This is a genomic window from uncultured Nocardioides sp., from assembly GCF_947489365.1.
GTDB lineage: Bacteria > Actinomycetota > Actinomycetes > Propionibacteriales > Nocardioidaceae > Nocardioides.
Map to the genome: position 1 here is coordinate 90,868 of NZ_CANLDB010000006.1, position 25,065 is coordinate 115,932.

Below are 25,065 nucleotides of genomic sequence, written 5' to 3' on the forward strand. Positions count from 1 at the left end.
AGCGCAGGGACCACGAGACCCGGCGAGTGGCCTGAGTGACCGATCGGTGTCGCTGAGAGACACCGATCGGTCACCCAGTCGTGGCTACTCGCGTCGGGGGTGGGCGGGTGGTGGTCTGGTCTCGTGGACGTGGCCGGTGGGGGTGGTGGTCTCCACGGCCCTAGGTTGGGGCCCCGCGCACCCCCGAGACCCGAGGAGAAGCCATGAGGATCACCGCCGCCGTCGCCCCCGCCGAGGGTGAGCCGCTCGCGATGCAGGAGCTCGAGCTCGACGACCCGCGCCCCGGCGAGGTGCGGGTGAGGATGGTCGCGAGCGGCATCTGCCACACCGACGCGATCGTGCGCGACCAGTGGTACCCGGTCCCGCTCCCCGCCGTGCTCGGGCACGAGGGCGCCGGGGTCGTCGAGGCCGTCGGGGACGGCGTGAGCCGCGTCGGCGTCGGGGACCACGTCGTCCTGAGCTTCGCCAGCTGCGGCGAGTGCGACCTGTGCCTGACCGGCCACCCGGCGTACTGCGCGACGTTCTACGACCTCAACTTCTCCGGACGCCGGCCCGACGGCTCGGCGGCCTACACGGCCGACGGCGGGGACGACGTCTCCTCCCACTTCTTCGGCCAGTCGTCGTTCGCCACGCACGCGAACGTCTACGAGCGCTGCCTGGTGAAGGTGCCCGAGTCGGCACCGCTCGACCTGCTCGCCCCGCTGGGCTGCGGCATCCAGACCGGGGCGGGCGCGATCCTCAACCGGCTCGACCCGCCCGCGGGCTCGAGCGTCGTCGTGTTCGGCGCCGGCGCGGTCGGCATGGCCGCGCTGCTGGCGGCCGTGGTCGCCGAGGCCGGGACCGTCGTCGCGGTGGACCCCGTCGCCTCCCGCCGCGACCTCGCCCTCGAGCTCGGCGCCACCCACGCGGTCGACCCGCACGACGGCGACCCCGTGGAGCGGATCCGTGAGATCACCGGCGGCGGGGCCGACTACGCGCTGGACACCACCGGCGTCCCCGCGGTCTTCCGGCAGCTCTCGGACTGCCTCGGCACCCTCGGCCACGGCGCCATGGTGGGCGCGACCACCCCGGGCACCGAGGGCACCGTCGACATCGGCACCACCCTGCTGTCGGGCCAGACGCTGCACATGGTCATCGAGGGCGACGCGGTCCCGCAGACCTTCATCCCGCGGCTGATCGGCCTGTACGAGCAGGGCCGCTTCCCGTTCGACCGCCTCGTCAAGCACTACGCGTTCGACGACATCAACACCGGGTTCGCCGACAGCGAGTCGGGCGAGGTGCTCAAGCCGGTCGTCCGGTACTAGCCGTCAGACGGGCGGCGCCGGCAGCGTCCCCAGCACGTCCTCGACCGCGAGGCCGAGGGCGAGCAAGTCCGTGTCGCTGCCGAGCGCACCCTCGAGCGACAGCCCGACGGGCAGGCCGGACGGCGCGAGACCGGCCGGCAGGGACAGCCCCGGCGTGCCCGCGGACGACGCCGGCATGCAGTTCCGGACGGTGGTGGCGAAGGTGTCCACCGGCTCGCCGCCGTCGACCGACGTCGTCCCGGAGCCGTTCTCGCGATCGATGACCGCGGGCGGCACGGGCGAGGTCGGGAAGACGAGCGCCGCGAGGTCGAGGTCGGCGAGGGTGCCGGCGATCAGGCGCTGCAGCGCAGGCCGTCGCACGTCGACCGCGTCGGCGTGGCCCGCGTGCTCGTCGCCGGTCACGACGCCCATCAGGCCGCGGACGTCGGGGCTCGCGACCCCGGTGACGACCTCCTCGAGGGTAACCTCGGCGCCGCTGGCGGCGAGGTAGGCCGGGACGTCGGTGAGCGGGTCGTGCAGCGCGACGGGGAAGACCACGGCGCCGGCGAGCACGAGCAGGTCGGGCAGGTCGACGTCCACCAGCACGGCGCCGGCGCCGGCGAGCCGGTCGAGCGCCGTCCGCGCCGTGTCCTCGACCTCGGCCGCGAGGCCCTCCCACAGCTGGGCGACGACACCGAGACGCTGCCCGGCCAGCGACACCGGCTCGGGGACACCGGCACCGGTGACGACCGCGTCGAGCAGGGCCACGTCGCGGACGGTGCGGCCGGTCGGGCAGACGGTGTCGAGCATCGCGCTGATCGGAAGCACCCCGTCGAGGGGCCAGCGGCGCTCGCCGCCGTCCCCGACGGACGGACGCAGGCCGACGACCCCGGTGAACGCGGGCGGGATCCGGCCGGAGCCACCGGTGTCGGTGCTGAGGCCGAGCGGGGCGACGCGGGCGGCGACGCCGATCGCCGTACCGCCGGACGAGCCGCCGGGGATGCGCGTGCGGTCCCACGGGTTCTCGGCGACCCCGGCGAACGGCGTGGCGTTGGTCGTGGTGATGCCGAAGGCCAGCTCGTGGAGGTTCGTCTTGGCGAGGACGACGGCGCCCGCGGCCCGCAGCCGCGCCACGACCTCGGCGTCCGCGGCGGGCCGGTGGTGCTCCAGGGCCGGCGTTCCACCGGTCGTCGGGAGGCCGGCGACGTCGATGTTGTCCTTGACCAGCACCGGCAGCCCGGCGAGCGCACCGAGCGGCTCACCCGCCGCCCGCGCGGCGTCGGAGTCCGCAGCCGCCGCGAGCGCCCCGTCCCGGTCGAGGGTGATCACGGGGTGCAGGTCCGCGAGGGCCTCGGCACGCTCGAGCGCGGCGGTCACGAGGGCGACCGAGGTCGCGCGGCCCTCCGCGAGCGCCGCGAGCGCCTGCGTCGCGGTCAGGTCGCGCAGGGCAGCGGCGGTAGCGGCGGCGTCGTCCACGGCCGCGATCCTGGCACGGATCGTCGAGTACAGGTCGTTGCACCACCGGACAGCGCGGGGGCCGGGCGAGTTGGCTGGTCACACCCTGACCGAGGAGCCACGATGACCGAGCTGATCGACCCGCCGACCGCGACCGAGACGACGGAGCTGAAGGTCCTGGGCGCGTGCCCGCAGGACTGCCCCGACACCTGCGCGATGGTCGTCACCGTGCAGGACGGCGTCGCCGTGGACGTCGCCGGCAGCAAGGAGATGCCGTTCACCGACGGCGGCCTGTGCGTGAAGGTCGACAACTACCTCGACCGCGTCTACCACCCCGACCGACTCCTGCACCCGATGCGGCGCAGCGGGCCGAAGGGCTCGGGCGAGTTCGAGCAGATCACCTGGGACGAGGCGATCGACGAGATCGCGACGCGCTTCCAGCAGACGATCGCCGAGCACGGCGCCGAGGCGATCATGCCGGTGAGCTACCTCGGCACCCAGGGCATCCTCAACGGCCTGAACGTCGGCGACCCGTTCTTCAACAACCTCGGCGCGACCGTCGCGGAGCGCACCTACTGCGACGCGGGATCGTGCACGGCGTACGCCATGACGATCGGCGACACCGCCGGCGTCGACCCCGAGTCGATGGTGCACTCGAAGTTCATCCTCATCTGGGCCGCCAACATCCAGAGCACCAACCTGCACCTGTGGCCCTACATCCGCGAGGCCATGAAGCGCGGCGCGAAGGTCGTCGTCGTCGACCCGGTCCGCACGCGGACGGCGAAGGCCGCCACGCAGCACATCCCGATCCGGCCGGGCACGGACGGCGCCCTGGCGCTGGCGATGATGCACGTGATCATCGCCGAGGGCCTCACCGACGACGAGTACGTCGCCGCGCACACCGTCGGCTACGACGAGCTCGTCGAGCGGGTGCAGCAGTACACCCCCGAGTGGGCGTCGGCCGAGACCGGCATCGACGTCGAGACCATCCGGACCCTGGCCCGCGAGTACGCCACCAGCCAGCCCTCGGTCATCCGCATCGGCGTCGCCGTCGAGCGCCACGCCGGCGGCGGTCAGACGGTCCGCACGCTGTCGTGCCTGCCCGCCCTCGTGGGCGCGTGGCGCAACCCGGGCGGTGGCATCCTGCAGCTGCCGCTGTGGGCGTTCCCCGTCAACTGGGGCGCGATGATGCACCCGGAGCTGATCACGCCCGGCACGCGCGTGGTGAACCAGTTCCTGCTCGGCCAGGCGCTCACCGGCGCCATGCAGCTCGACCCGCCCCTGAAGGCGCTGATGGTCTACAACTCCAACCCCGTCGTCGTCTGTCCCGACCAGGACGAGCTCATCGAGGGACTGTCGCGCGAGGACCTCTTCACGGTGGTGAGCGACCACTTCCTCACCGACACCGCGCGGTACGCCGACATCGTGCTGCCCGCGACGACACAGCTGGAGCAGGAGGACATCATGTTCTCCTGGGGGCACCTGTTCGTCACGTACAACAACCCCTCGATCGAGCCGCGCGGCGAGGCCGTGCCGAACACCGAGCTGTTCCGCCGCCTGGCCGCGGCGATGGGCATGGACGACCCGGTGTTCCGGCGTACCGACACCGAGATGATCGCCGAGGCCTTCGACTGGACGGCGCCCGCGATGGAGGGCATCACCGTCGAGGGGCTGAAGGAGAAGGGCTGGGCGCGGCTCAACCTCCCCGGCCCGGACGAGTACGCCCCGCACCGCGACGGCAACTTCCGGACGCCGTCGGGCAAGACCGAGTTCCTCTCGTCGGCCGCGGCGGCCGGCAACTTCGTCGTCCCGCTGTTCCGGCAGGGCTCGAACGACCACCAGCCGGGCCAGGAGGTCGACCCGCTCCCCCACTACATCGCGCCGCGGGAGTCGAGCGCCGCGGACGCCGAGCTGGCCGCCCGCTACCCGCTCAACCTGATCTCGCCGAAGGCCCACGCCTTCATCAACTCCAGCTACGGCAACATCGAGCGGCACCAGAAGGTGCAGAAGCCGGCGACGCTGATCATGAACCCAGCCGACGCGGAGTCCCGCGGCATCGAGTCCGGGGACGTCGTCCGCGCCTTCAACGACCGCGGCAGCGTGACGCTGCTGGCGAAGGTGGACGACGCGACGATCTCGGGCGTCACGGTCTGCCACCTCGGGCACTGGCGCACCGACAGCCTCGGGGTGTCGACGCTGTCGTCGCTCAACCCGACGCGGTTCGCGGACCTCGGCAACGCCCCGACGTTCTCGGACACGCTGATCCAGGTCGAGCGGGTCTCCTCCCCGGAGGACCCCACGACCGCCTGAGCCCCCCGCCGGTCCGGGTCCGGCGACGCAGGCGCAGAGTCACCCCAGCTCAGCGCCGCGGCCGGACCCGGGCTCGGGGGTCGCCCGAGAGGGCGCACTGCTGGGCGCGGTACTCCCGCGGGCTCAGCCCGTACGCCGCGCGGAACGCACGGCCGAACACCGCGAGGTCGAGGAACCCCCAGTTGCGGGCGATCTCGCGCAGCGACCGGTCGCGGGTCAGGCTCGCGCGGATCTCGCGCCGGGCACCCTCCAGCCGCCGGGTCCGGACCGTCTGCGCGACCGTGAGGTCGCGCTCGAGGAACAGCCGGTGCAGCTGGCGGGTGGAGATGGCGACGGCCTGGGCGATCCGGTCCGGGGTGAGACCCGGGTCGCCGAGGTGGGCGTCGATGTAGTCGTCGACCTCGCGCAGCAGCCGGTCGGAGCCCGGCCGCAGCGGCGTGGACGGCAGGGCCTCGAGGGCCACCGACAGGATCTCGCCGACCTGGTCGGCCATCGCGGTCGCGGCACCCTCGGCCATCGTCGGCTGCTCGGTGACCAGGCCGCTCAGGAGGTCGGAGACCACCCGGGACATGCCGTGCTGCGCCGCGAAGACCCGCGCGGTGAGCTCACGGGTGTGGGACTCGCTGAGACGGAAGCTGGACCGCGGCCAGGTGAGGACGGCGAGCTCCCAGTGCCGCGAGGACCGCGCGGAGCGGAGCTGCCACTCGAACGGGCGGGAAGTCTCGTAGACGACGAAGTCACCGGGCTCCAGCACGGCCGTGCGGCCGTCCTGCTCGACCACCGCCCGCCCCGACCGCACCAGCCCCACCTGGAACAGCGCGTCGTGGTCGCGGCTGATGAGCGTCTGGCTGCGGCTGATGCGCTGGTCGACCGAGGTGACCGTCGACAGCTGCAGGTGGCCCAGCAGGCAGCTCTCCACCGCACCGTGCAGCCCGTCGGCGGCATCGGCGACGTCGAGGCTGACGAAGTGCTCGCGGAGCAGGTCCCGCCAGGCCCGCCGGTCGGGCGCCTGCGTGTGGGTGCGGGGCGCGGTGCTCGACAGCATCGGCTCGGTCCTCCCTCCGGCGGCTGCTCGAGAGTACGACGGTCCGCGGCCGGAGGGCACCCCTCGCGGGAGGGCGAGCCTCCCGGCGCGCCCCTTCCTCCGACCAGGGCGGCGAGGGAGGATCCCGCCATGACCTCCCGCAACGCCGCGCTGCTCGCGTCCCGCGACCGCCTCTTCGACCTGCGCACCGACCACGACACCGCCGTCGCGGAGTTCACGTGGCCCGACGTGGGGACCTCGTTCAACTTCGTCCACGACTGGTTCGACGGCTTCGCCCGCGGCAACGACGCGCCCGGCCTCGTCGTCGTGGAGGCGGACGGCGCGCGGGCGTCGTACTCGTTCGACGAGCTGGTCGTCCGCTCGGAGGCGGTCGCGGCCCACCTGCGGGAGCGGGGCCTCGGGCGCGGTGACGCCGTGGTGGTGATGCTCGGCAACCAGGTCGAGCTCTGGGTGAGCATGCTCGCGATCATCCGGCTCGGGGCGGTGATCATGCCGACCACGACCGCGGTCGGCACCTCCGACCTCGTCGACCGCCTCGAGCGCGGCGGCGCCCGGGCCGTGATCGCCAACGCCGCCGACGTCGCCAAGTTCGAGGGCGTCCCCGGCGACCACGCCCGGTACGTCGTCGACGCCGGCACCCCACCGGAGGGCTGGGGGTCCCTGGCCGACCTCCCCACCGACCACCCGCCCGTCGAGCACCCGGGCAACGCGAGCAGCGACCGGATGCTCCTCTACTTCACCTCCGGCACCACCAGCCGCCCGAAGCTGGTCGAGCACACCCACGTCTCCTACCCGGTGGGCCACCTGTCGACGATGTACTGGCTCGGGCTGCAGCCCGGCGACGTGCACCTCAACATCTCCTCCCCCGGCTGGGCCAAGCACGCGTGGTCGAACTTCTTCGCGCCCTGGCTCGCCGAGGCCACGGTGCTGGTGCTGAACCAGGCGCGCTTCGACCCGGCCGCGCTCATCGCCCGGCTGCGCACCGAGGGCGTGACCACGTTCTGCGCTCCCCCGACCGTGTGGCGGATGCTCATCAACGCCGACCTGGCCGACCGCCCCGCGACCGTGCGGGAGGCGATCGCCGCCGGCGAGCCGCTCAACCCGGAGGTCATCAGCCAGGTGCAGAGGCACTGGGGGCTGACCATCCGCGACGGCTTCGGGCAGACCGAGACGACCGCGAGCGTTGCGAACACCCCGGGCCAGGAGGTCGTCCCCGGCTCCATGGGACGGCCACTGCCGGGCGTCCCCGTCGTGCTTCTGGACCCCGTGGCCGGCACCGTCGTCGAGGGGGTCGGCGAGGGCGAGATCTGCCTGGACCTGTCGACCCGCCCGCTGTCGCTGATGACCGGCTACCAGGGCGACCCGGCCCGCAACGACGAGGCGATGGCCGGCGGTCTCTACCACACCGGCGACGTCGCCTCGCGCGACGAGAGGGGCTACATCACGTACGTCGGCCGCACCGACGACGTCTTCAAGGCCTCCGACTACAAGATCAGCCCGTTCGAGCTCGAGTCGGTGCTCATCGAGCACCCCGCCGTCGCCGAGGCGGCCGTCGTCCCCGCCCCCGACGCGGTGCGGGCCGCGATCCCCAAGGCGTACGTCGCGCTGGTCGCGGGACACGAGCCCGACGCCGTGACCGCCCGCTCGATCCTCGCCCACGCCCGCGAGCACCTGGCGCCGTACCTGCGGGTGCGGCGGCTGGAGTTCTTCGAGCTGCCGAAGACCATCTCCGGCAAGATCCGCCGGGTCGAGCTGCGCGCCCGCGAGGAGGGCGTCGTCGACGCCCGGCCGCCGGGCGAGTTCCGCGACGACGACTTCGACCTGCGGGGCGGAGCGTGAGCAGCGAGGCGCAGACGTTCACGACGACGCTGGAGGCCACCGGCGGCAACAACGTCGGCATCGTCGTCCCCGACGAGGTCCTCGAGGCCCTGGGGCGCGGCAAGCGGGTGCCGGTGCGGGCCACCGTCGACGGCCACACGTGGACGACGACCACCGGGTCGAGGGGCGGGCGGGTGCTCGTGTCGTTCAACGCGGCGACCCGCGCGGCGACCGGTCGTGGCGCCGGCGACGAGGTCGAGGTGCACCTCGCGGTGGACGACGAGCCCCGGACCGTCGAGGTGCCCGAGGCCCTCGCCGCTGCGCTCGACGCGCGTCCTGGGGCGCGGGAGGCGTTCGACGCGCTGTCGCCGAGCAAGCGGAAGGCCCACGCGCAGGCCGTGGCGTCCGCCAAGACCGAGGCGACGAGCGAGCGCCGCATCGCGGCGGTGCTCGACTCGCTCGGCTAGCGGCGGGCCCACCCGGGCACCCGCTCGGGGCGCGGACCGACCCCGATGAGGGTGGCGGGGATGCGGGCGAGCGCCGGCACACGACGCAGCAGGCGGGCGGCGGCGGGCGGGAGCCCGTCGCCGCGCCCCTCGACGGCCGGCACGATCACCCGACGGTGCAGCACGCGCTGCAGCGTCTGGATCGCGACGGTGGGCATCCGGCGGCGACGCTCGACGGCGCGGACGGCGTCCTCCGGCCAGAGGCCACCGGCGAAGGCCCCGGTGCGCAGCGGCGCCGCGAGGAGCCGGGCGGCCGCGATCGCGTCCTGGACCGCGAGGTTGACCCCGACGCCGCCCACCGGCGACATGGCGTGGGCGGCGTCGCCCAGGCACAGCACGCCCGGCGCGGACCACCGCCGCAGCCGGTCGAGGCGCACGTCGAGGACCTTCACCTCGTCGAACGACGCCACCGCCGCGAGGTCGTCGGCGACCTCGGGCACGATCGCAGCGATCCGTCGGCGGAAGGCGTCGATCCCCTCCGCCCGCAGCGCGGCGTCGCGGCCCTTCCGGTCGAGGTACGCCGCCTGCAGGTAGCCGCGGCGCGGGATGCCGATGAGGACGCCGGCACGGGTCAGCCGCGGCACGAGGGACTCCGCGACCCGGTGCGTGGTGGGGACGCGGAACCACCAGACGTCGAAGCCGACCTCGAAGGAGCGGACCGCGAGCCCGGACGCCTCCCGCACCACGGACCAGCGGCCGTCGCAGGCGACGACGAGGTCGGCGGTGAGCGTCCCGGGGCCGGACGGCGCGTCGTACGCGACCCCGGTGACGCGGCCTCCCGGACTCCCGCCCTCGCGGACGAGCCCGGTCACGGCGTGCTCACGCCGGAGGTCGAAGGTCGGCTCCGCCGCGGCGGCGTCCGCGAGCAGGTCGAGGAGGTCCCACTGCGGGACCATCGCGACGTACGGGTGGGGCTCGCGGAGCCGGCCGAAGTCGGCGACGGTGACGTCCCCGGACGGTGTCGGCACCGACACCGACCGCAGCCGCGTCTGCGGCAGCGCGTCGAAGGCCTCGAACAGCCCGAGGTCGTCGAGCGCGGTGAGCGTCGAGGGGTGCACGGTGTCGCCGCGGAAGTCGCGCAGGAAGTCGGCGTGCTTCTCCAGCACCGTGACCTCGACGCCCGCGCGGGCGAGCAGCAGGGCGAGGACGAGCCCCGCCGGGCCGCCCCCGACGACCGCGCAGGTGGTCCGGTCGGACGTGTCCACGTCAGGACCTCGGCGTCCGGCCCATCAGGTAGAACTCGGGGTTCGGCCGGATGTTCGCGACGTTCGCGAGCCGGTTCGACATCCCGAAGAACCCGGCGATGGCGGCGACGTCCCACACGTCGGCCTCGGTGAACCCGTGGCCGGCGAGGGCCTCGAAGTCGGCCTCCCCCACGTCGTACGAGGCCGTGGTGACCTTGACGGCGAAGTCGAGCATCGCGCGCTGCCGCTCGGTGACGTCGGCCTTGCGGTGGTTGACCGCGACCTGGTCGGCGACCAGCGGGTCCTTCGCCCGGATCCGGAGGATCGCGCCGTGGGCGACGACGCAGTACTGGCAGCGGTTGAGGTTCGACGTGGCCACGACGATCATCTCCCGCTCGGCCTTCGACAGGTTGCCCTCGGACTCCATGAGCGCGTCGTGGTAGGCGACGAACGCCCGGAACTCCGCGGGCCGGTGCGCCAGGGCGAGGAACACGTTCGGGACGAAGCCCGACTTCTCCTGGACCGCGAGGATCGTGTCGCGGACGTCGGTCGGGACGTCGGCGAGGTCCGGGACGGGGAAGCGGCTGACGCTCGGGTCGCGGTCGGTCATGACGTCTCCTCGCGGTGGGGTGTGCCTGTCCGGGCACCCTAGTGAGGGGCGACCCACCCCGACATCCTGCGACGGCGTGACGTCGGGCCGCGCTCACGGACCTGTCCGGGAGCCGACGCCCACTCCTACGGTGTGGCCACGCATCTCCCAGCGCAGTGAGGAGCAGGTCATGGGTCGTCTGCAGGACAAGGTCGTCATCGTCACCGGGGGCGAGTCGGGCATCGGCCTGGCCAGCGCCCGGCTGTTCGTCGCCGAGGGCGCCTCGGTGCACCTCGTCGGCATCGAGGAGGGCCTGCTGGGCGAGGCCGTCGCCTCCCTGGGCGAGGACCACGCCTCCGCCACGACCGCGGACGTCACCGACGAGGCCGCGGTCGAGCGGGCCGTCGACGCCTGCCTGGAGCGGTGGGGCCACCTCGACGTCGTCTTCTCCAACGCGGGCATCAGCGGCCAGATCGCGCCGGTGGCCGAGCAGGGGTCCGACGGCTTCGCCCGGGTGCTCGCCGTCCACGTCCTCGGCGCCTTCCACGTCGTCAAGCACACCGCTCCGCGGATCGCCGACGGCGGCTCGATCATCATCACCTCGAGCATCGCGGGGCTGATCGGCTTCCCGACGCTGTCGCCGTACGTCGCCGCGAAGCACGCGCAGGTCGGCCTCATGCGCACGGTGGCCAAGGAGCTCGCGCCCCGCCGCGTCCGCGTCAACACGTTGCACCCGGGACCCACCTCGACGCCGTTCCAGGACGACATCGAGCTGCGCTTCACCGGCGAGGAGCTGGAGGCCGCCAACAAGTTCTTCGACGACCTCATCCCGCTGGGCCGCCACTCGACGGTCGACGAGATCGCCCGCGCCGCGCTCTACCTGGCCAGCGACGACTCCGCGATGGTCACCTCGGTGACCTTCTCGATCGACGGCGGCCTCGCGGGCTGAGCACGCCGGGCTCAGCGGCGCCGCAGGGCCAGGACCGGGATGACGCGGTCGGTCTTCTCCTCGTAGGACCGGAAGCCGTCGCTCATCTCCTTGAAGCGCTCCCAGGCGGCGTCCCGGTCGGCGCCGGTCAGCTCGGTGACGTGCACGGCGACGGTCCCGTCGTCCGGGGTCTCGATCTCGACGTCCGGGTGGGCGAGGAGGTTGTGGTACCAGTCCGGGTTGTCCGGCGCGCCCGCCTTCGAGGCCGCGATGAGCCACGTGTCCGCGCCGTCGCGCACCGGGACCAGCGGGGTGACCCGCTCGGTGCCCGACCGCGCGCCGACGTGGTGGACGAGGACCAGCGAACGACCGAAGCCCGCCGTCGTGACGGTGCCGCCGTTCTCCCTGAACTCCGCGATGACCTGGCTGTTGAAGTCGCTCACGGGGCCCACTGTGCCCGGCGGACCGGCCGACGCGCCACGATCCGGCTGGCGGGGTGACAGGGCGGGCCGATCCCCCGGTCGTCCGACGCGACGGCCGGGAGGCCCTCCTGAGTTGCGCGACGGCGGCCCCACCCTTCAATCTCGATCGGGTTAGTCCAGTTTCGTCGAGCCCGCAGGAGCACCCGTGACCGTCCGCGCCGTCCCGACCGACGGGTCCCCCGCCCCGGACGCACCCCAGGACGGGCCGGACCCCCGCCGGGTCGCCGCGGCGTCCTCGGTCGGCGCCGTCATCGAGTGGTACGACTTCTTCCTCTACGGCACCGCCGCCGGCCTGGTCTTCGACCGCCTCTACTTCAACGGCCTGGACGGGCCGGCCGCCCAGTTCGCGGCGTTCGGCACCTTCGCGGTCGGCTTCGTCGCCCGGCCCGTCGGCGGGCTGATCTTCGGCCACTTCGGCGACCGGCTGGGCCGCAAGAAGATGCTGATCTGGACCCTGCTGATCATGGGCCTCGGCACGACCGCGGTCGGCCTGCTCCCGACGTACGACCAGATCGGGGTGTGGGCCCCGATCCTGCTCGTCGTCCTGCGGATCGCCCAGGGCATCGGCATCGGCGGCGAGTACGGCGGCGCCGTGCTGCTCGCGGTCGAGTTCGCCCCGACCGAGAAGCGCGGCTTCTTCGGCAGCTTCGCCCACATCGGCGTCCCCGGCGGGCTGTTCCTGGCCTCGGGAGCGTTCACGGTCGCCAGCCAGCTGCCCGACGAGCAGTTCCTCGCCTGGGGCTGGCGGGTCTGCTTCCTCCTGTCGATCGTGCTGCTCGCGGTCGGCGCGTGGATCCGGCTCAGCATCGCCGAGACCCCGTCGTTCCAGCAGGTGCAGGAGAAGAAGCACGTCAGCGCCACCCCCGTGCTCGACGTGATCCGCTCGCAGCCGCGCCACCTGCTGCTCGGCATGGGCACCCGCTTCATCGAGGGCTTCACCTTCAACCTCTTCTCGGTGTTCTTCCTCGCCCATGCCGTCAACGTGGTCGGCGTCGACCGCTCGACCGTGCTCGGCGCGGTGATGGCCGGTGCCGCGCTCGGCGTCGTCCTCGTCCTGGTGTCCGGCGCCCTGTCCGACCGCTTCGGGCGCCGTCCCGTCTTCGCCGTCGGGGCCGTGACCGGCCTGCTCTTCGCCGTCCCCGCGACCCAGCTCGTCGCCGGCGGGACGACGCTCGGGATCTTCGCGGTGATGGTCGGCGGCCTCGGCGTCGTGTACGGCGTCGTCTACGGTCCGCTCGCCGCCTTCTGGAGCGAGCTGTTCGACACCCGCTACCGCTACTCGGCCCTGTCGTTCCTCTACCAGATGTCCGGCATCGTGGCCTCGGGCCTGACCCCGCTCATCGCGGTGTGGCTCGTGCAGCGGGCGGACGGCGGGCTCGGCCTCGTCGCGGCGTACGCCGTGGGGGTCGCGGTCCTGAGCCTGGTCTGCGCGAGGCTGCTCCCGGAGACCCGCGGTCGTGACCTGGCGGTCGACGACGTCGCCCCCGGGCTGCCCGTCACTCCGGCGACGGGGCGCTGAGACCCGCCCGCCGGCGCCGGACGAGCCAGACGACCAGCAGCAGGGCGACGACCACGCCCGTGGTCAGCGCGGCGTAGCGCTGGAAGACGTCGATGAGGGCCACGGCCTGCTCCCCGACGGCGTACCCGAGCGTGATCACGACGGCGGCCGCGAGGGTCACGCCCAGCAGGTTGAGCGCGAGGAAGACCCCGAGCCGCATCCCGCCCGCCCCGGCGACGGCGTAGATCAGCTGGGGCGGCACCGGGATGGCCTTGGCGAGCACGACGCCCACCGGACCGAGCCGCTGCATCGCGCGGTGGGTGCGGTCGATGCGCTGGGCGCTCCGGGCGTCGTTCCCGCGGCTCAGCCGCTCGAGCGCCCGGTCGCCCCAGCGGCGGCCGGCGAGCCAGTAGAGCCAGTCGGTGGCGAGCCAGAGCGGGACCGCGGCCGCGACGGCCAGCAGCCAGGGCACGTCCCCGGTCCGCACCTCCACCCCCAGGGCCACCTCGGCGACGGTCGAGCCGCTCAGGAGCGTCAGCAGGAGGGGCCGGGTGGCGATGAGCAGCGGGATCAGCGGCAGCATCGCCAGGCCGTAGAGGGTCCGCAGCCCGATGCCCGCGAGCAGGAGCTTGTCGAGGCGCCCCCACGTCGGGCCGTCGTCGGGGGGCGCGGTCACCGCTCCATCGTGTCCGACCCCTGGCTAGCCGGGACCCCTCGGCCGGTCGAGGGAACTCCGTCCGACCCCGTCCGTCGGCGACCACGGACGTCTGCGGTGGACGGCCTGCTCGCGGCCCGTCCCCGGCGCTCCGCGACGATGGGGCCATGAGCCACGCCCCGCTGCCCCTCATCGCCGGCGGACCCGAGGACCTGTTCCGCCTCGAGCCCGTGACGTACGCCGGCGACCGCCTGACCGGCTCGATGCTCGCCGGGCCGTGGCTCGCGGCGGACGACGGAGAGGTCCCCGCCGGCGCGGTCGGCGTCCTGCTGGACGACGTGCTCGGCTACGCCCTGATCGGTTCCCGGCCGGAGGGTCGCTGGTCGGTGAGCGCGGAGATCACCGTGGACGTGCTCGGGCCGCTGCCGACCGAGGGCCGCCTCCACGCCGAGGCCGACCTCGTGCACGTCGGCACCCTCGGCGCGTTCGCGACCGGACGGCTCACCGACGACGACGGCCGCCTGGTCGCCGTCGGGACCCAGCGCGGCCGGTTCGTGCCGATGGCCGGCGACCCCGGGTCGCCGTCGTACACCCCGGTGGCGGGCAGCACCGACGTGGTGCGCTGGCTGAGCAGCACGTACGCCGCTTCGGGGCCGTTCGTCGTCCCCGACCTGATGGCGAACCCGCTCGGCAACGTGCACGGCGGGATGTCGCTGTGCCTGTCGGACCTCGTCGCCCGCGGCGCCGTGGCCGACCACCTGACCACGGCGTCGCTGCACATCACCTACACCCGCGCGATCCCGGTCGGCGCGACGCTGGCCTACACCACCGAGGTCCGCCACGCGGGCCGCGGCCTCGCGGTCGTCGACGTCACCGGGAGCGTGGACAGCCGGCCCGCCACCGTCGCCCGGGTGGTGCTGCACCCGCGCACGGGGTGAGACGTCGCGCCCTTCCCAGGACGGGGCTGGTCGCGCATGATGCGGGCATGGCGACCAGGGGCAAGTGGGGCTACGGCTACGGCATCGGCGGCACGGCGTTCCTGGTGATCGTGGTGCTGCTCGCGATCTGGATCATCGCCTGAGCCCGACCCGGCGAGGGATCAGACGTTGATCTGGATGTCCGCGTCCTCGCGGAGCGCCTGCGCCAGCGTCTGCGCGACCTGCGCCTGCTCGTTGGCCACCGTCTGCTCGACGAGCTGACGACGGACCTGCGCGAAGGGCGGGACCTCCTGGGCCTGCTCCGAGCCCTCGCCCAGCTGGGAGTTGAGGGTCTCCTGCTGCTGCTTCGCCTGCTGGTAGGTCGCACGCAGCTCCTGCTCGGTGGGCTCGAACGGGCCCTCCTCGTCGTCCACGAGGGCCTCGATCTGCAGCTGCGTGCCGACCTGGGAGCGGACGTCGGCCTCCGAGAGGCCCTGCTCCTCGACGGCGTCGACGAACTCGCGGACCGAGGCGACCTGGTTCTGCTCGGCGAGGTCCGCCAGCTCGGCCTGCACCTGCTGCGGCGTCACCGTGAGGTCGCGGGCCTCGGCCTCCTGGCGCAGCAGCTCGGCGTCGACCAGCGCGTTCGCCGTCTGCTCCCGCACCGCCTCGACGTCGGGGGTCTGCCCGCTGGCCTGCGACTGCTGCAGCTGGCCCTCGTACGCCGCGACGAAGCGCTCCTTGCTGATCTCCTCGCCGTTGACCTCGGCGACGACCTCGGGGATGTCCCCCGCGTCCGTCGCCGACGACCCGCCCTCGCTCGAGCTGTCGCTCGACGACGCGTCGTCCTCCGAGCCGCCACAGGCGGTCAGGGTCAGCAGGGCGGCGGCCAGGACATGACCGAGGACGAGCGGGGTACGGCGGGGCTTCCTCATCGTCCCGACCGTACGGCGGCTTCCTGAGGCGGCGTTCAGGAACCCCCGGCCAGCGCGTCGCGGCACCGGCCGAGCAGCGCGAGCAGGCGCTCGGTCTCGTCGGCGTCGAGGTCACCGGTCATGCCCACGGCGACCGCACGCACGGCGGCGGCGGCGTCGCCCAGCGCCACCCGGCCGCGCGCGGTGAGGTCGGTCCCCCGCTCGCGTCGTGGACCCGGCACCTCGGAGCGCTCGAGGAGTCCGTGCCGCTCCAGTCCCTGGAGCATGACGTTCATCGCCTGCCGCGACACGAACACCTGCCGGGCGAGCTCGGAACCCGTGGCACCCGGGGACGCCGACAGCGTCTGCAGGCAGGCGTACTGGGCCACGCTCAGCCCCAGCGGCCGCAGCGCCTCGTCCATGCGCTGGTGCAGCACCGCCTGCGTCTCCTTGACCAGGCGTCCGAGCCGCTCGGCCGGCGTCACGAGTCCCCCGCTTGTCATGTCAACAGTTTGTCACTACTGTTCTGAGTGTCACAACCTTGACACTAGAACTCGTCCCAGGAGCTCCTCATGACCATCGGCGGACCCGACTTCGTCTCCTTCCAGGTGCGCGACCTCGACGCGTCGGCGCGGTTCTACGCCGACGTCGTCGGCATGACCCGCATCCCCGTGCCGAACCCCCACGCCGCCGCGTTCTCGGACGGCACGACGACCTTCGCCGTCCGGACGCCGGTCGAGGGCATGGACCTCGACGCCGGCGACCTCGGCCGCGGCGTCGGGGTCTGGTTCCGCGACCCCGACGCCGCCGGCCTCCACACGCGTCTGGCCGACGCCGGCGTGCCGATCACGGTCGCGCCGGTCGACGGGCCCTTCGGCTTCACCTTCGCGTTCGCAGACCCCGACGGCTACACCGTCACGGTCCACGAGCGGGCCTGAGGTCCGAGGACCCGTCCGCCTGACGACTCAGAACTCCGACATCTCGTCCCAGCCGTCGCGGTCGGGGAGGTCGACGTAGAGGATCTCGGGCCGCTCGGCGACGTACTGCTTGGCGGGGTCCTCGACCAGGTTGCGCTGGAAGTGCTCGGAGGCGACGTGGGCCTCACCGGCGGCCTTGTCGTCGAACGCCTCGATCGTCAGCACGGTGTCCGGGTCGTCGACGCTGCGGTAGTGCTCGAACCACTTGTTGCCCGGCTCGCCGCGCGTGGCCTCGAGGAACGGGCGGGCGGCGGCGAGGTAGTCGTCGGCCGTGCCCGGCTTCAGCTTCTTCTTGACGGTGATGTAGATCAACGGGTGCTCCTCATCGTGGGTGGGGCTCCAGCATGGCGGCGACGTGGCGCAGCGACGCCTCGAGGTGCCCGGTGGGGAACATCGGGAAGTCCAGGTACTCCCGCGGACCGGGCCCGACGGCGGACCAGTCGTAGGTGAGGGTGACCCGGGTGCCGTCCGCACCCTCCGGCACCAGGTCGTAGCGCCACCACCAGCCGCCGAACACGAGGCCGCCGACCTCGGGGTCGTGGTAGCCCGTGCGCCAGGCCACCGCGCGGTCGGGCTCGAGGACGAGGACCTCGTTGGCGGTCTCGTACTCGCCGTCGGGGTGGTCGGCGTGGACCATCCGCATCCGGAACACCTGGCCGACCCGGGTGAGCGGCGCGGGGTCGACCGCGGCACCCACCCACCCGGTGCCGTCGACGCCGGCGTGGCGGCGGGGGTCGGTCAGGAGGGCGAAGACGGCCCCGGCGGTCGCGGGCACCACCCTCGTGGCGCTGACGTGCTCGTCGCTCATGCCGGGTCGACCCGCGCCCCGGCCGGGACTCATCGCCCCGCGAGCGTCGTCGGTCAGTCGGCGTACACCCCGACCTCCCGCAGCGAGTAGCCGTACGGCGTCCCGCGTGCGAGTCCCTGGATCCGCACGTACCGGGCCGGCCGGCTCCGGAACGTGGTGCGACGGGTCCGCGGGGCGTCCGCCGTCACCGTCCGGGCGGTCCGCCAGCGGCGTCCGTCGACGGAGGTCCGGACCTGGTAGCGGGCGGCGTACGCGGTCTCCCAGACGGTCCGCACGGCGCCCACCGACCGCGTCGCGCCGAGGTCCACCTGCCACCACTCGTCCTCGGAGACGGCGGACGCCCACCGGGTGTCCGTGCTGCCGTCGACCGCGCTCCCCGGCTCGTACACCTCCCTCGGGTCGGACCCCTCGGCCGGCTGGGTGCTCGACGCGGTGGCCGGCCGGTGCAGGGCGAGGTCCTCCGGCGCGGTGGCGATCCCGCCGGGCGGCGTCACCTGCACCGTGCTCGCGACCGACGGCACGCCGCGGTCGTCGACGGCGAACAGCAGGTAGTAGCCGGGCGGGGCGACGCGGGTGCTCGCGGGAGCGCGGACGGTGAGCGTCCGTCCCGACCGCGCGAAGGACAGCGGGACGTAGCGCTGGCCCGCATCGACACTGTGGGTGGGGGCGCCGAGGCGGACGAGGCCGACCTTCCGGATGCTCCCGGCGGACGGCGAGGTCGCCGTGAAGGTCGTGGCGACCCGGACGGAGCCCGGGACCCCCGACACCCGCGGGCGGGCCGCGAGGCGGCCGCTGCCGTCGCGGCGGTAGAGGTACGGCGGGGTGAACGTCTCGAGGTTCTTCTCCAGGTAGCCGGCGGTGACGCAGGGCGCGCAGACCCCGCCGCCCCCGGTCAGGACCCTGCCGTCGGGCAGCAGCGAGGCGGTGGAGTGGTACTGCCGTGCCCGGGCGGCGGAGGCCAGCATCGTCCAGCGGCCGGTGGCGGGGTCCCAGCGCTCCGCGGCGAGGACCGGGTCGCGCAGGTCGACGAGACCGCCGTACGCACGGGTGCGCTGGCCGCCGGTGGCGAGCACGGAGCCGTCCGCGAGCACGGTGAGGTTGTGCTGCTTGCGCCGGAAGGCCATCGGGCCCGTCGGGGTCACCGCGGTCCCGCCCTCCTCGTCGTCGCGGACGACGACGGCGGTGTCGGTCGGCGCCTCCTCGACGGGGCTGCCGCCGGACACCAGGGTCCGGCCGGGGGTGAAGGTGGCGAAACTGCCGTAGGACCGGTCCCGGCCGTCGCGGCCGCCCGCGACCTCGAGCGCGCCGTCCCCGGCGGTCGACATGACGTCGAGCCGGGGTCCGGGGCCGACCATGCCCACGCGGCCGTCGAGCCGCGGCACGAGGAAGGGGTAGAGCCGCTCGTCGTAGCTCTCGAAGCCGGTGAGGCCGCGGAGCGTGCTGGCGCCGGGGTCGTACACCTCGGCCAGGCCGGGGCCGCCGGCGACGACGAGCGCCGCGCCGGTGGCGAGCGTCGCGACCGAGGGGTACCAGCGGTCGGCCAGCATGTCCGGGCCGCGAGACCACTCCCGCGTGCGCCAGTCGAAGACGTGGGTCCGGCGGATGCCCTCCAGGGCGGCGTTCTTGTTGCCGCCGACGACGAGGACGTCGCCGTCCGGCAGCTGGGCGTAGCCGGCGCAGAAGATGTTGTGGCCCTCGACGTCGACCCGCTCGTAGGTGTCGTCGCGCGGGTCCCACACCATCGCGCGGGTGAAGGTCTGGCCGTCGGACGACTCCGTCGGCCCGTCGCCGACCGAGTCCCACATCAGGACCGCGCCGTCGGGCAGGACGGCCTGGAACACCGGGACGACGGGGGTGTCGAGGACCGGGCCCCACGACCCGGACCGCGCCGGGTCCGGGGCGACCCCGGGGGCGGAGCGCCCGGCCTCCGGGTACCGGCCGGCGGCCCGCATCCGCGCCCGGTTCGCGAGCGTGCGCCGCTCGACCTCGGTGACGGACCGGCCCGCCAGGTCGAGGCGCGCGTGCTCGGCCCCGTCCTCGGTTCCCTCGTCGGTCCCGTGTCCCTCGTGCGCGACGGCCGGGCCCGCGAGGAGCGCCGGCAGCAGCGCGAGGAGGACGACCAGGCGCCCTCGTCGTCGTCCGGACGTGGTCGTGTGCGTCGTGCGCCCCATGCGCGGCCCCGCTCGTCGGGCCGGCACCCCCATGACGCCGGCCGAGACCAGCAGCACACCCCCGGCACCGGGCCGGGCACCAGGGGTGAATCCTCAAGCCTCGCCGGGCTGCTCCCGCAGCTCGCGACGCAGGATCTTGCCCGTCACGGTCTTCGGGAGCTCGTCGATCACCACGACGGACCGCGGGTACTTGTACGCCGCCATCCGCTCCTTGCAGTGCGCGATGAGCTCCTCAGGCGTGACCTCGGCGCCGGGGACGAGGCTGACGAACGCCTTGACCGTCTCGCCGCGCTTCTCGTCGGCGACCCCCACGACCGCGGACTCGCGGACGGCGTCGTGCTCGGCCAGGACGTCCTCGACCTCGCGGGGCCACACCTTGTAGCCGGACGCGTTGATCATGTCCTTCTTGCGGTCGACGATGTAGATCCAACCGTCGGTGTCCATGAAGCCGACGTCGCCGGACTTCAGCGCCCCGCCCGGCAGGTTGGCCGCGGTCTCCTCGGGCTTGCGCCAGTAGCCGGCGACGACCTGGGGGCCGTCGGCGACGATCTCACCGACCTCGCCGAGCGGGAGGTCCTCGCCGTCCTCGCCCTGGATCCGGACGACGGTGCTCCAGATCGGCACCCCGACCGACAGCGCGCCCGACGTCGGGTCGACCGGCGAGGCCGTGCCGCGCGGGGTCAGGGTCATCGGGCTGGTGGTCTCGGTCAGCCCGTAGGCGTTGTGCACCTGCAGGCCCGTCGCCTCGCGGAACCGGCGCTCCGCCGTCGGCGAGATCGCGGCGCCGCCGGAGTAGACCGTGGCAAACGAGGAGAAGTGGTCCTTCGTGAACCGGGGCGAGCCGAGCAGGGCGTTGAGCGCGGTGATCGCCCCGATCGTGTACGCCGGCCGGTGCTCGAGCATCGCGTCGAGGACGACGTCGGTCTCGAAGCGGTAGGCCAGCACCAGCGGCATCGGCGCGGCGAAGCTGACCGCGACGTGGCCGATGAGCCCGGTGATGTGGAACAGCGGGGCGATCCCGAGCATCGACCCGCCCGCCTCGAACCGCGCCCAGTCCCGGTAGGTCTGCGCCGTGAACACCACGTTGCCGTGGGTGTTCATCGCGCCCTTCGGCACCCCCGTCGTGCCCGAGGTGTACGTCAGGAACGCGACATCGTCCGGGGCGAACGACACCGGCGGCGGCACCTGGCCGCGATGCTCGTCGATCAGCTCCGCCAGGTCGGTCGTCCCCTCGTGGCGGCGACGCTCCACGCCGGCGAACAGCCGCTCGTCGTCCCGGGTCTGGTGGTCGAGGGGGCTGGTGGTGAGCACCAGCCCGACCTCGCTGCCCCCGCTGTCGCCCTGGCCGGCGACGACGTCGCGGGCGACCTCGTCGTACAGCGACTCGAGGCAGACCAGGACCGTCGCGCCGGAGTCCGCCAGGAGGTAGGTCAGCTCGCGGGACCGGCTCATCGGGTTGATGGAGACCATCACCCCGCCGGCCTTCCACGTCGCGACCATGCAGACGACGAACTGCGGCACGTTCTGCAGGTACACCGCGAGCCGGTCCCCGGCGCCGAACCCCCGGGCGAGCAGCGCGCTCGCCAGGGCGTCGCTGGACTCGTCCAGCTCGCGCCGCGTCATCGACCCGTCGAAGTAGTGCAGCGCGACGCCGTCCGGGTCGGCCGCCAGGCCGCTCCGGAACAGCGAGAGCCCGTCGGGGTGCTCCGGTGCGAGGTCCGCCGGCAGGTCGCCGTACAGGCCGAGCCAGGGCCGCTCGTCGTACACGCTCACGGCGTTCCTCCCAGTCCTCGCTCGGGCCTACTTGATGGCGATCGGGTTGACGGGCGAGCCGCTGCCCTTCGCGACCTTCAGCGGGGCGGCGGCGTAGAAGAACTCGTAGCGGGAGTCCTCGGCGCAGTCCGCGGCGAGCTCCTCCAGGTCGACGATCTCGGTGAGCGTGACGCCGAGGTTGCGCATCAGGGCGTTGTGCAGCACGAGCGCGACGCCGTTGTTCGGGTCGAAGGTGATCTCGTTGGCGATCGTGTCCGTGACCAGGTTCGGGATCTCCATGTCGGCGAACCACTGGACGAGCTCGGGGCTGTAGACCAGGCCGGGCTCGCAGAAGCCCTCGTAGAACTTGTCGCCGAGCTCGAAGAAGCGCTGCAGGTAGTTCGTGCGGATGACGAGGATGTCGCGCTTGCGGATCTCGTGGCCCTGCGCGGCGGCGCAGGCCATGAGGTCCTCGTGGGTGAACGGCTCGGCGGAGTCGAGGTAGGTCTTGCCGCGGAAGCGGGCCATGTCCAGCAGGACGGCGCGACCGACGATCCCCTTCTCGGCGATGGGCTGCACGCTGGCCTTGTCGAGGCCGCCGATGGTGGTGCGGGCGTCGTATCCGTTCCAGATCTTGCCGCCGTACCAGACGTGGCCGAGGGCGTCGTACTGCGTGGAGCCCTGGAGGAAGGCGTTGATCTTGTCGTCGGCGTAGTGCAGGCCGCCGGGGAACGCCGCGCCCTTGCCCCCCTCGTCCCAGTCGCTCTCGTCGAGGATCTGCGTGCGCTCGGCGGGCGAGCGGCCGGGCCAGACCGGGTCGCCCTTCGGGTCGCCGATGAGCCGCTGGATGGTGAAGACCTTGCCGGCGCTGATGAGCGACGCGGCCGCGACGACCTGCTCGGGGCCGAGGTAGTTCAGGGCGCCGACCTCGTCGTCGTCACCCCACTTGCCCCAGTTACTGGGCGCGTCGGCGAGCAGGTCGGTGAGGTCGGGGGCGGTCTTTTCCTCGGTCATCGTGGCCTCCTGGGGCATGCACGGATCACCGAGCGTCCACTCGGTGTGACTATGACCCGCGTCACCCTTCCGGGCGCACATGCCGGTGTCAAGGCTCGCCGTCCACCCACCGAGGACACGCCGGTGTTCAGTAATCCTGAACGCCCTTCTCCTTTCCCGTCGTAGGATCGACGGTCGTGGCGGAGCACGAGGAGCGGACGGCGCACCGCCTCGCCCTGGGGCGCGCCGTGCGGCGCCTCCGGACCGGGCGCGGCGTCACGGTGCGCGGGCTCGCCACCTCGCTCGGCGTCAGCCCGGCCACGGTGAGCGCGATCGAGAACGGCCGGACGGGGGTGTCCAGCGCGCGCCTCACGGCGCTGGCGGCGGCCCTCGACGTCGGCGTCCAGCGCCTCCTGGTCCCCGACGCCGAGGACGCCGCTCCCCCGTCGTCGCCGCCCGCTACTCCCTCGTCGCCGGAGGCCGTGGTCCCCGACTGGCGGGCCTACGAGCCCCTGGTGCTCGGTCCGGCACTGGGAGGCGCCCTGTCGTCGTTCCTGGAGTTCGGCTACCACGGCGCGACCATGCGGACCATCGCCGAGCGAGCCGGGCTGTCGGTCCCCGGGCTCTACCACCACCACGCCAGCAAGCAGGAGCTGCTCGTCGCGATCCTGGACCTGACGATGACCGACCTCGTCGCCCGCATGCTCTCCGCCCGCGCCGAGGGGGCGGAGCCCGTCACGCGGTTCGCGCTGCTGGTGGAGTGCCTCGCGCTGTTCCACACCCACCGCCGCGACCTCGGGTTCGTCGGCTACAGCGAGATGCGCAGCCTGGAGCCCGCGGCCCACGCGCGGGTCGCCGGCGTACGCCGCGACGTGCAGCGCCTCGTGGACGTCGAGGTGGAGGCCGCCGTCGACCTCGGGGCCTTCGCGACCGACCGGCCCCACGAGGCGGCACGGGCCGTGGTCACGATGACGACGGCGATGCCGCAGTGGTTCTCACCCGACGGCCCGGCGAGCGCCGAGGAGGTCGCCGCGCAGTACGTGCGGTTCGCCCTCGACCTGGTGCGCCACCGGCCGACGGCCTCCCCCGGACCGGTCCCTACGATCGAGCGGTGAGCCCTCACCTCGTCGCCTCCGGCCTCGCGGGCGGCCACGGGCACCGCACCCTCTTCGAGGGCCTCGACCTGAGCGTCGCCCCGGGTGACGTGGTCGGGGTGGTCGGCGCCAACGGGGCCGGCAAGAGCACCCTGCTGCGGATCCTCGCCGGCGACCTCGCTCCCCTCGACGGCGCGGTCTCGACGGCGCCGGGCGACGCCTTCGTGGGCTGGCTGCCGCAGGAGCACGAGCGGGTGGAGGGCGAGACGGTCGCGGCGTACGTCGCCCGTCGTACCGGCTGCAGCGCGGCGACCGAGGCCATGGAGCGCCTCGCCGAGGCGCTCGGCGACCCGGACGCCCCCTCGTCGGCGGCCGACGACTACGCCCGCGCGCTCGACCACTGGCTCGCGAGCGGCGCCCCCGACCTCGACGAGCGGCTCCCGGTGGTGATGGCCGACCTCGGCCTCGACGTCGGGCCCGACGCGCTCATGACCGCGCTCTCCGGCGGCCAGGCGGCACGGGCCGCGCTGGCCTCCCTGCTGCTGAGCCGCTTCGACCTGGTCCTCCTCGACGAGCCGACCAACGACCTCGACCTCGCCGGCCTGGACCGGCTCGAGTCGTTCGTCGAGGGGCTCCGCGCGGGTGTCGTCCTCGTCTCCCACGACCGGGAGTTCCTCTCCCGGGTGGTGACCCGCGTGGTCGAGCTCGACCTCGCCCAGCACCAGGTGGCGGTGTACGACGGCGGGTACGACGCGTTCCTGGAGGAGCGCGCGGTCGCCCGTCGGCACGCCCGCGAGGAGTACGAGGAGTTCGCGGACAAGAAGGCCGACCTCGTCCGCCGCGCGAGGGTGCAGCGGGAGTGGAGCAGCCAGGGCGTCCGGAACGCGATGAAGAAGTCGCCCGACAACGACAAGATCCGCCGCCGCGCCCAGTCGGAGTCGTCCGAGAAGCAGGGGCAGAAGGTCCGGCAGATGGAGTCGCGGATCGCGCGCCTGGAGGAGGTCGAGGAGCCCCGCAAGGAGTGGGCGCTCCAGTTCTCCGTCGCCCGCGCCCCGCGCTCCAGCTCGGTGGTCGCGACCCTCGATGCCGTGACGGCCGAGCTCGGCTCCTTCACCTTCGGCCCGGCGTCCCTGCAGGTCAGCACGGGCGACCGGATCGGCGTGACGGGCCCCAACGGCGCCGGCAAGACCACGCTGCTCCGCCTGCTGCTCGGCCGCCTCGCACCGACCACCGGCCGCGCCTCGCTCGGCGCCTCGGTCGCCGTCGGCGAGATCGACCAGGCCCGCACCGGCCTCGCCGAGGACCTCGGTCTCGGCGACGCGTTCGGGCTCGCCGTGCCCGAGTGGACGCCCGCCGACGTCCGCACCCTCCTGGCGAAGTTCGGACTCAAGGCCGACCAGGTGACCAGCACCGTCGGTGCCCTCTCCCCCGGTGAGCGCACCCGCGCGGCGATGGCGCTGCTCCAGGCGCGCGGGGTCAACCTGCTGGTCCTCGACGAGCCCACCAACCACCTCGACCTGCCCGCGATCGAGCAGCTCGAGCAGGCCCTCGAGTCGTACGCCGGCGCGCTGGTGCTGGTCTCCCACGACCGGCGGCTGCTGGAGTCGGTGCGGCTCGACCAGCGCTGGCACGTCGAGTCCGGGCGGGTCGCCGTCACCCACGTGGGCGCCTGACGGCCCCGGCAGC

At 73.6% G+C, this 25,065-nt stretch carries 23 protein-coding genes; 10 read left to right on the forward strand and 13 right to left on the reverse strand.

Annotation, left to right across the window (positions count from 1 at the left end):
* Positions 1-203: 203 nt before the first annotated feature.
* Positions 204-1,304, forward strand: coding sequence for an NAD(P)-dependent alcohol dehydrogenase (locus tag Q0858_RS16365; RefSeq protein WP_299056635.1), 1,101 nt, complete (start codon positions 204-206; stop codon positions 1,302-1,304).
* Positions 1,305-1,307: 3 nt separating this feature from the next.
* Here the strand turns inward: Q0858_RS16365 and Q0858_RS16370 are convergent, their stop codons facing one another.
* Positions 1,308-2,759, reverse strand: coding sequence for an amidase family protein (locus Q0858_RS16370; RefSeq protein WP_299056637.1), 1,452 nt, complete (start codon positions 2,757-2,759; stop codon positions 1,308-1,310).
* 102 nt (positions 2,760-2,861) lie between these two features.
* On the opposite strand from Q0858_RS16370, the gene Q0858_RS16375 reads away from it, so the two are divergent.
* Positions 2,862-5,048, forward strand: a complete 2,187-nt coding sequence (locus Q0858_RS16375) for a molybdopterin-dependent oxidoreductase (RefSeq protein ID WP_299056639.1) — start codon at positions 2,862-2,864, stop codon at positions 5,046-5,048.
* Between the two features lie 49 nt (positions 5,049-5,097).
* Here the strand turns inward: Q0858_RS16375 and Q0858_RS16380 are convergent, their stop codons facing one another.
* A complete protein-coding gene (locus tag Q0858_RS16380; protein ID WP_299056641.1) occupies positions 5,098-6,093 on the reverse strand; it encodes a helix-turn-helix domain-containing protein in 996 nt (331 codons plus the stop codon).
* A gap of 129 nt (positions 6,094-6,222) precedes the next feature.
* Here Q0858_RS16380 and Q0858_RS16385 point away from each other — a divergent pair, with 129 nt between their 5' ends.
* Positions 6,223-7,932: an AMP-binding protein gene (locus Q0858_RS16385; RefSeq protein ID WP_299056644.1), complete on the forward strand. Its 1,710-nt coding sequence runs from the start codon at positions 6,223-6,225 to the stop codon at positions 7,930-7,932.
* The gene (locus Q0858_RS16390) at positions 7,929-8,378 is read left to right on the forward strand and encodes a YdeI/OmpD-associated family protein (protein ID WP_299056646.1); all 450 of its coding nucleotides are present in this window, start codon (positions 7,929-7,931) and stop codon (positions 8,376-8,378) included. The genes Q0858_RS16385 and Q0858_RS16390 overlap by 4 nt, the downstream gene beginning before the upstream one ends.
* Here Q0858_RS16390 and Q0858_RS16395 read toward each other — a convergent pair.
* Entirely contained in the window at positions 8,375-9,622 is a 1,248-nt protein-coding gene (locus Q0858_RS16395; RefSeq protein ID WP_299056647.1) for an FAD-dependent oxidoreductase, read from the reverse strand. The two genes, Q0858_RS16390 and Q0858_RS16395, sit on opposite strands and share 4 nt — an antisense overlap.
* Before the next feature lies 1 nt (position 9,623).
* Positions 9,624-10,211 carry a peroxidase-related enzyme gene (locus Q0858_RS16400; RefSeq protein ID WP_299056648.1) on the reverse strand — a complete coding sequence of 196 codons (588 nt, stop codon included), beginning with the start codon at positions 10,209-10,211 and terminating at the stop codon, positions 9,624-9,626.
* Positions 10,212-10,380: 169 nt separating this feature from the next.
* On the opposite strand from Q0858_RS16400, the gene Q0858_RS16405 reads away from it, so the two are divergent.
* Entirely contained in the window at positions 10,381-11,139 is a 759-nt protein-coding gene (locus tag Q0858_RS16405) for an SDR family oxidoreductase (RefSeq protein ID WP_299056650.1), read from the forward strand.
* Positions 11,140-11,150: 11 nt separating this feature from the next.
* On the opposite strand, the gene Q0858_RS16410 is transcribed toward Q0858_RS16405, so the two are convergent.
* Complete coding sequence (locus Q0858_RS16410) at positions 11,151-11,561, reverse strand: nitroreductase/quinone reductase family protein (RefSeq protein WP_299056651.1); 411 nt, start codon at positions 11,559-11,561, stop codon at positions 11,151-11,153.
* Positions 11,562-11,745: 184 nt separating this feature from the next.
* Between Q0858_RS16410 and Q0858_RS16415 the strand changes: the two genes are divergently transcribed.
* Positions 11,746-13,119: an MFS transporter gene (locus Q0858_RS16415; RefSeq protein ID WP_299056652.1), complete on the forward strand. Its 1,374-nt coding sequence runs from the start codon at positions 11,746-11,748 to the stop codon at positions 13,117-13,119.
* On the opposite strand, the gene Q0858_RS16420 is transcribed toward Q0858_RS16415, so the two are convergent.
* On the reverse strand, positions 13,097-13,774 hold the full coding sequence (locus Q0858_RS16420; protein WP_299056653.1) for a VTT domain-containing protein: 678 nt from the start codon (positions 13,772-13,774) through the stop codon (positions 13,097-13,099). The genes Q0858_RS16415 and Q0858_RS16420 overlap by 23 nt on opposite strands.
* A gap of 146 nt (positions 13,775-13,920) precedes the next feature.
* Between Q0858_RS16420 and Q0858_RS16425 the strand changes: the two genes are divergently transcribed.
* A complete protein-coding gene (locus Q0858_RS16425; RefSeq protein WP_299056655.1) occupies positions 13,921-14,691 on the forward strand; it encodes a hotdog domain-containing protein in 771 nt (256 codons plus the stop codon).
* 161 nt (positions 14,692-14,852) lie between these two features.
* Here Q0858_RS16425 and Q0858_RS16430 read toward each other — a convergent pair whose 3' ends face one another.
* Together Q0858_RS16430 and Q0858_RS16435 are read right to left on the reverse strand one after the other, a co-directional pair.
* Positions 14,853-15,605 (reverse strand): SurA N-terminal domain-containing protein, encoded by a 753-nt coding sequence (locus Q0858_RS16430; protein ID WP_299056657.1) that lies wholly within the window; start codon positions 15,603-15,605, stop codon positions 14,853-14,855.
* A 35-nt stretch (positions 15,606-15,640) separates the two neighbouring features.
* Complete coding sequence (locus tag Q0858_RS16435; protein ID WP_299056659.1) at positions 15,641-16,087, reverse strand: MarR family winged helix-turn-helix transcriptional regulator; 447 nt, start codon at positions 16,085-16,087, stop codon at positions 15,641-15,643.
* A 69-nt stretch (positions 16,088-16,156) separates the two neighbouring features.
* On the opposite strand from Q0858_RS16435, the gene Q0858_RS16440 reads away from it, so the two are divergent.
* Positions 16,157-16,522 carry a VOC family protein gene (locus tag Q0858_RS16440; protein WP_299056660.1) on the forward strand — a complete coding sequence of 122 codons (366 nt, stop codon included), beginning with the start codon at positions 16,157-16,159 and terminating at the stop codon, positions 16,520-16,522.
* Between the two features lie 27 nt (positions 16,523-16,549).
* Here the strand turns inward: Q0858_RS16440 and Q0858_RS16445 are convergent, their stop codons facing one another.
* From Q0858_RS16445 to Q0858_RS16465, 5 genes are all read right to left on the reverse strand, one after another.
* Positions 16,550-16,873: a putative quinol monooxygenase gene (locus Q0858_RS16445; RefSeq protein WP_299056662.1), complete on the reverse strand. Its 324-nt coding sequence runs from the start codon at positions 16,871-16,873 to the stop codon at positions 16,550-16,552.
* A 10-nt stretch (positions 16,874-16,883) separates the two neighbouring features.
* Positions 16,884-17,369: an SRPBCC family protein gene (locus tag Q0858_RS16450; protein ID WP_299056665.1), complete on the reverse strand. Its 486-nt coding sequence runs from the start codon at positions 17,367-17,369 to the stop codon at positions 16,884-16,886.
* A gap of 53 nt (positions 17,370-17,422) precedes the next feature.
* Positions 17,423-19,540: a galactose oxidase-like domain-containing protein gene (locus tag Q0858_RS16455; RefSeq protein WP_299056667.1), complete on the reverse strand. Its 2,118-nt coding sequence runs from the start codon at positions 19,538-19,540 to the stop codon at positions 17,423-17,425.
* A gap of 93 nt (positions 19,541-19,633) precedes the next feature.
* Positions 19,634-21,313 carry an AMP-binding protein gene (locus Q0858_RS16460; RefSeq protein ID WP_299056669.1) on the reverse strand — a complete coding sequence of 560 codons (1,680 nt, stop codon included), beginning with the start codon at positions 21,311-21,313 and terminating at the stop codon, positions 19,634-19,636.
* 27 nt (positions 21,314-21,340) lie between these two features.
* Entirely contained in the window at positions 21,341-22,306 is a 966-nt protein-coding gene (locus tag Q0858_RS16465) for a cyclase family protein (protein ID WP_299056672.1), read from the reverse strand.
* A 176-nt stretch (positions 22,307-22,482) separates the two neighbouring features.
* Between Q0858_RS16465 and Q0858_RS16470 the strand changes: the two genes are divergently transcribed.
* Both Q0858_RS16470 and Q0858_RS16475 read left to right on the forward strand, forming a co-directional pair.
* Entirely contained in the window at positions 22,483-23,400 is a 918-nt protein-coding gene (locus tag Q0858_RS16470) for a TetR family transcriptional regulator (RefSeq protein WP_299056675.1), read from the forward strand.
* A complete protein-coding gene (locus Q0858_RS16475) occupies positions 23,397-25,052 on the forward strand; it encodes an ABC-F family ATP-binding cassette domain-containing protein (RefSeq protein WP_299056677.1) in 1,656 nt (551 codons plus the stop codon). Before Q0858_RS16470 ends, Q0858_RS16475 begins: the two co-directional genes overlap by 4 nt.
* Positions 25,053-25,065 lie beyond the last annotated feature (13 nt).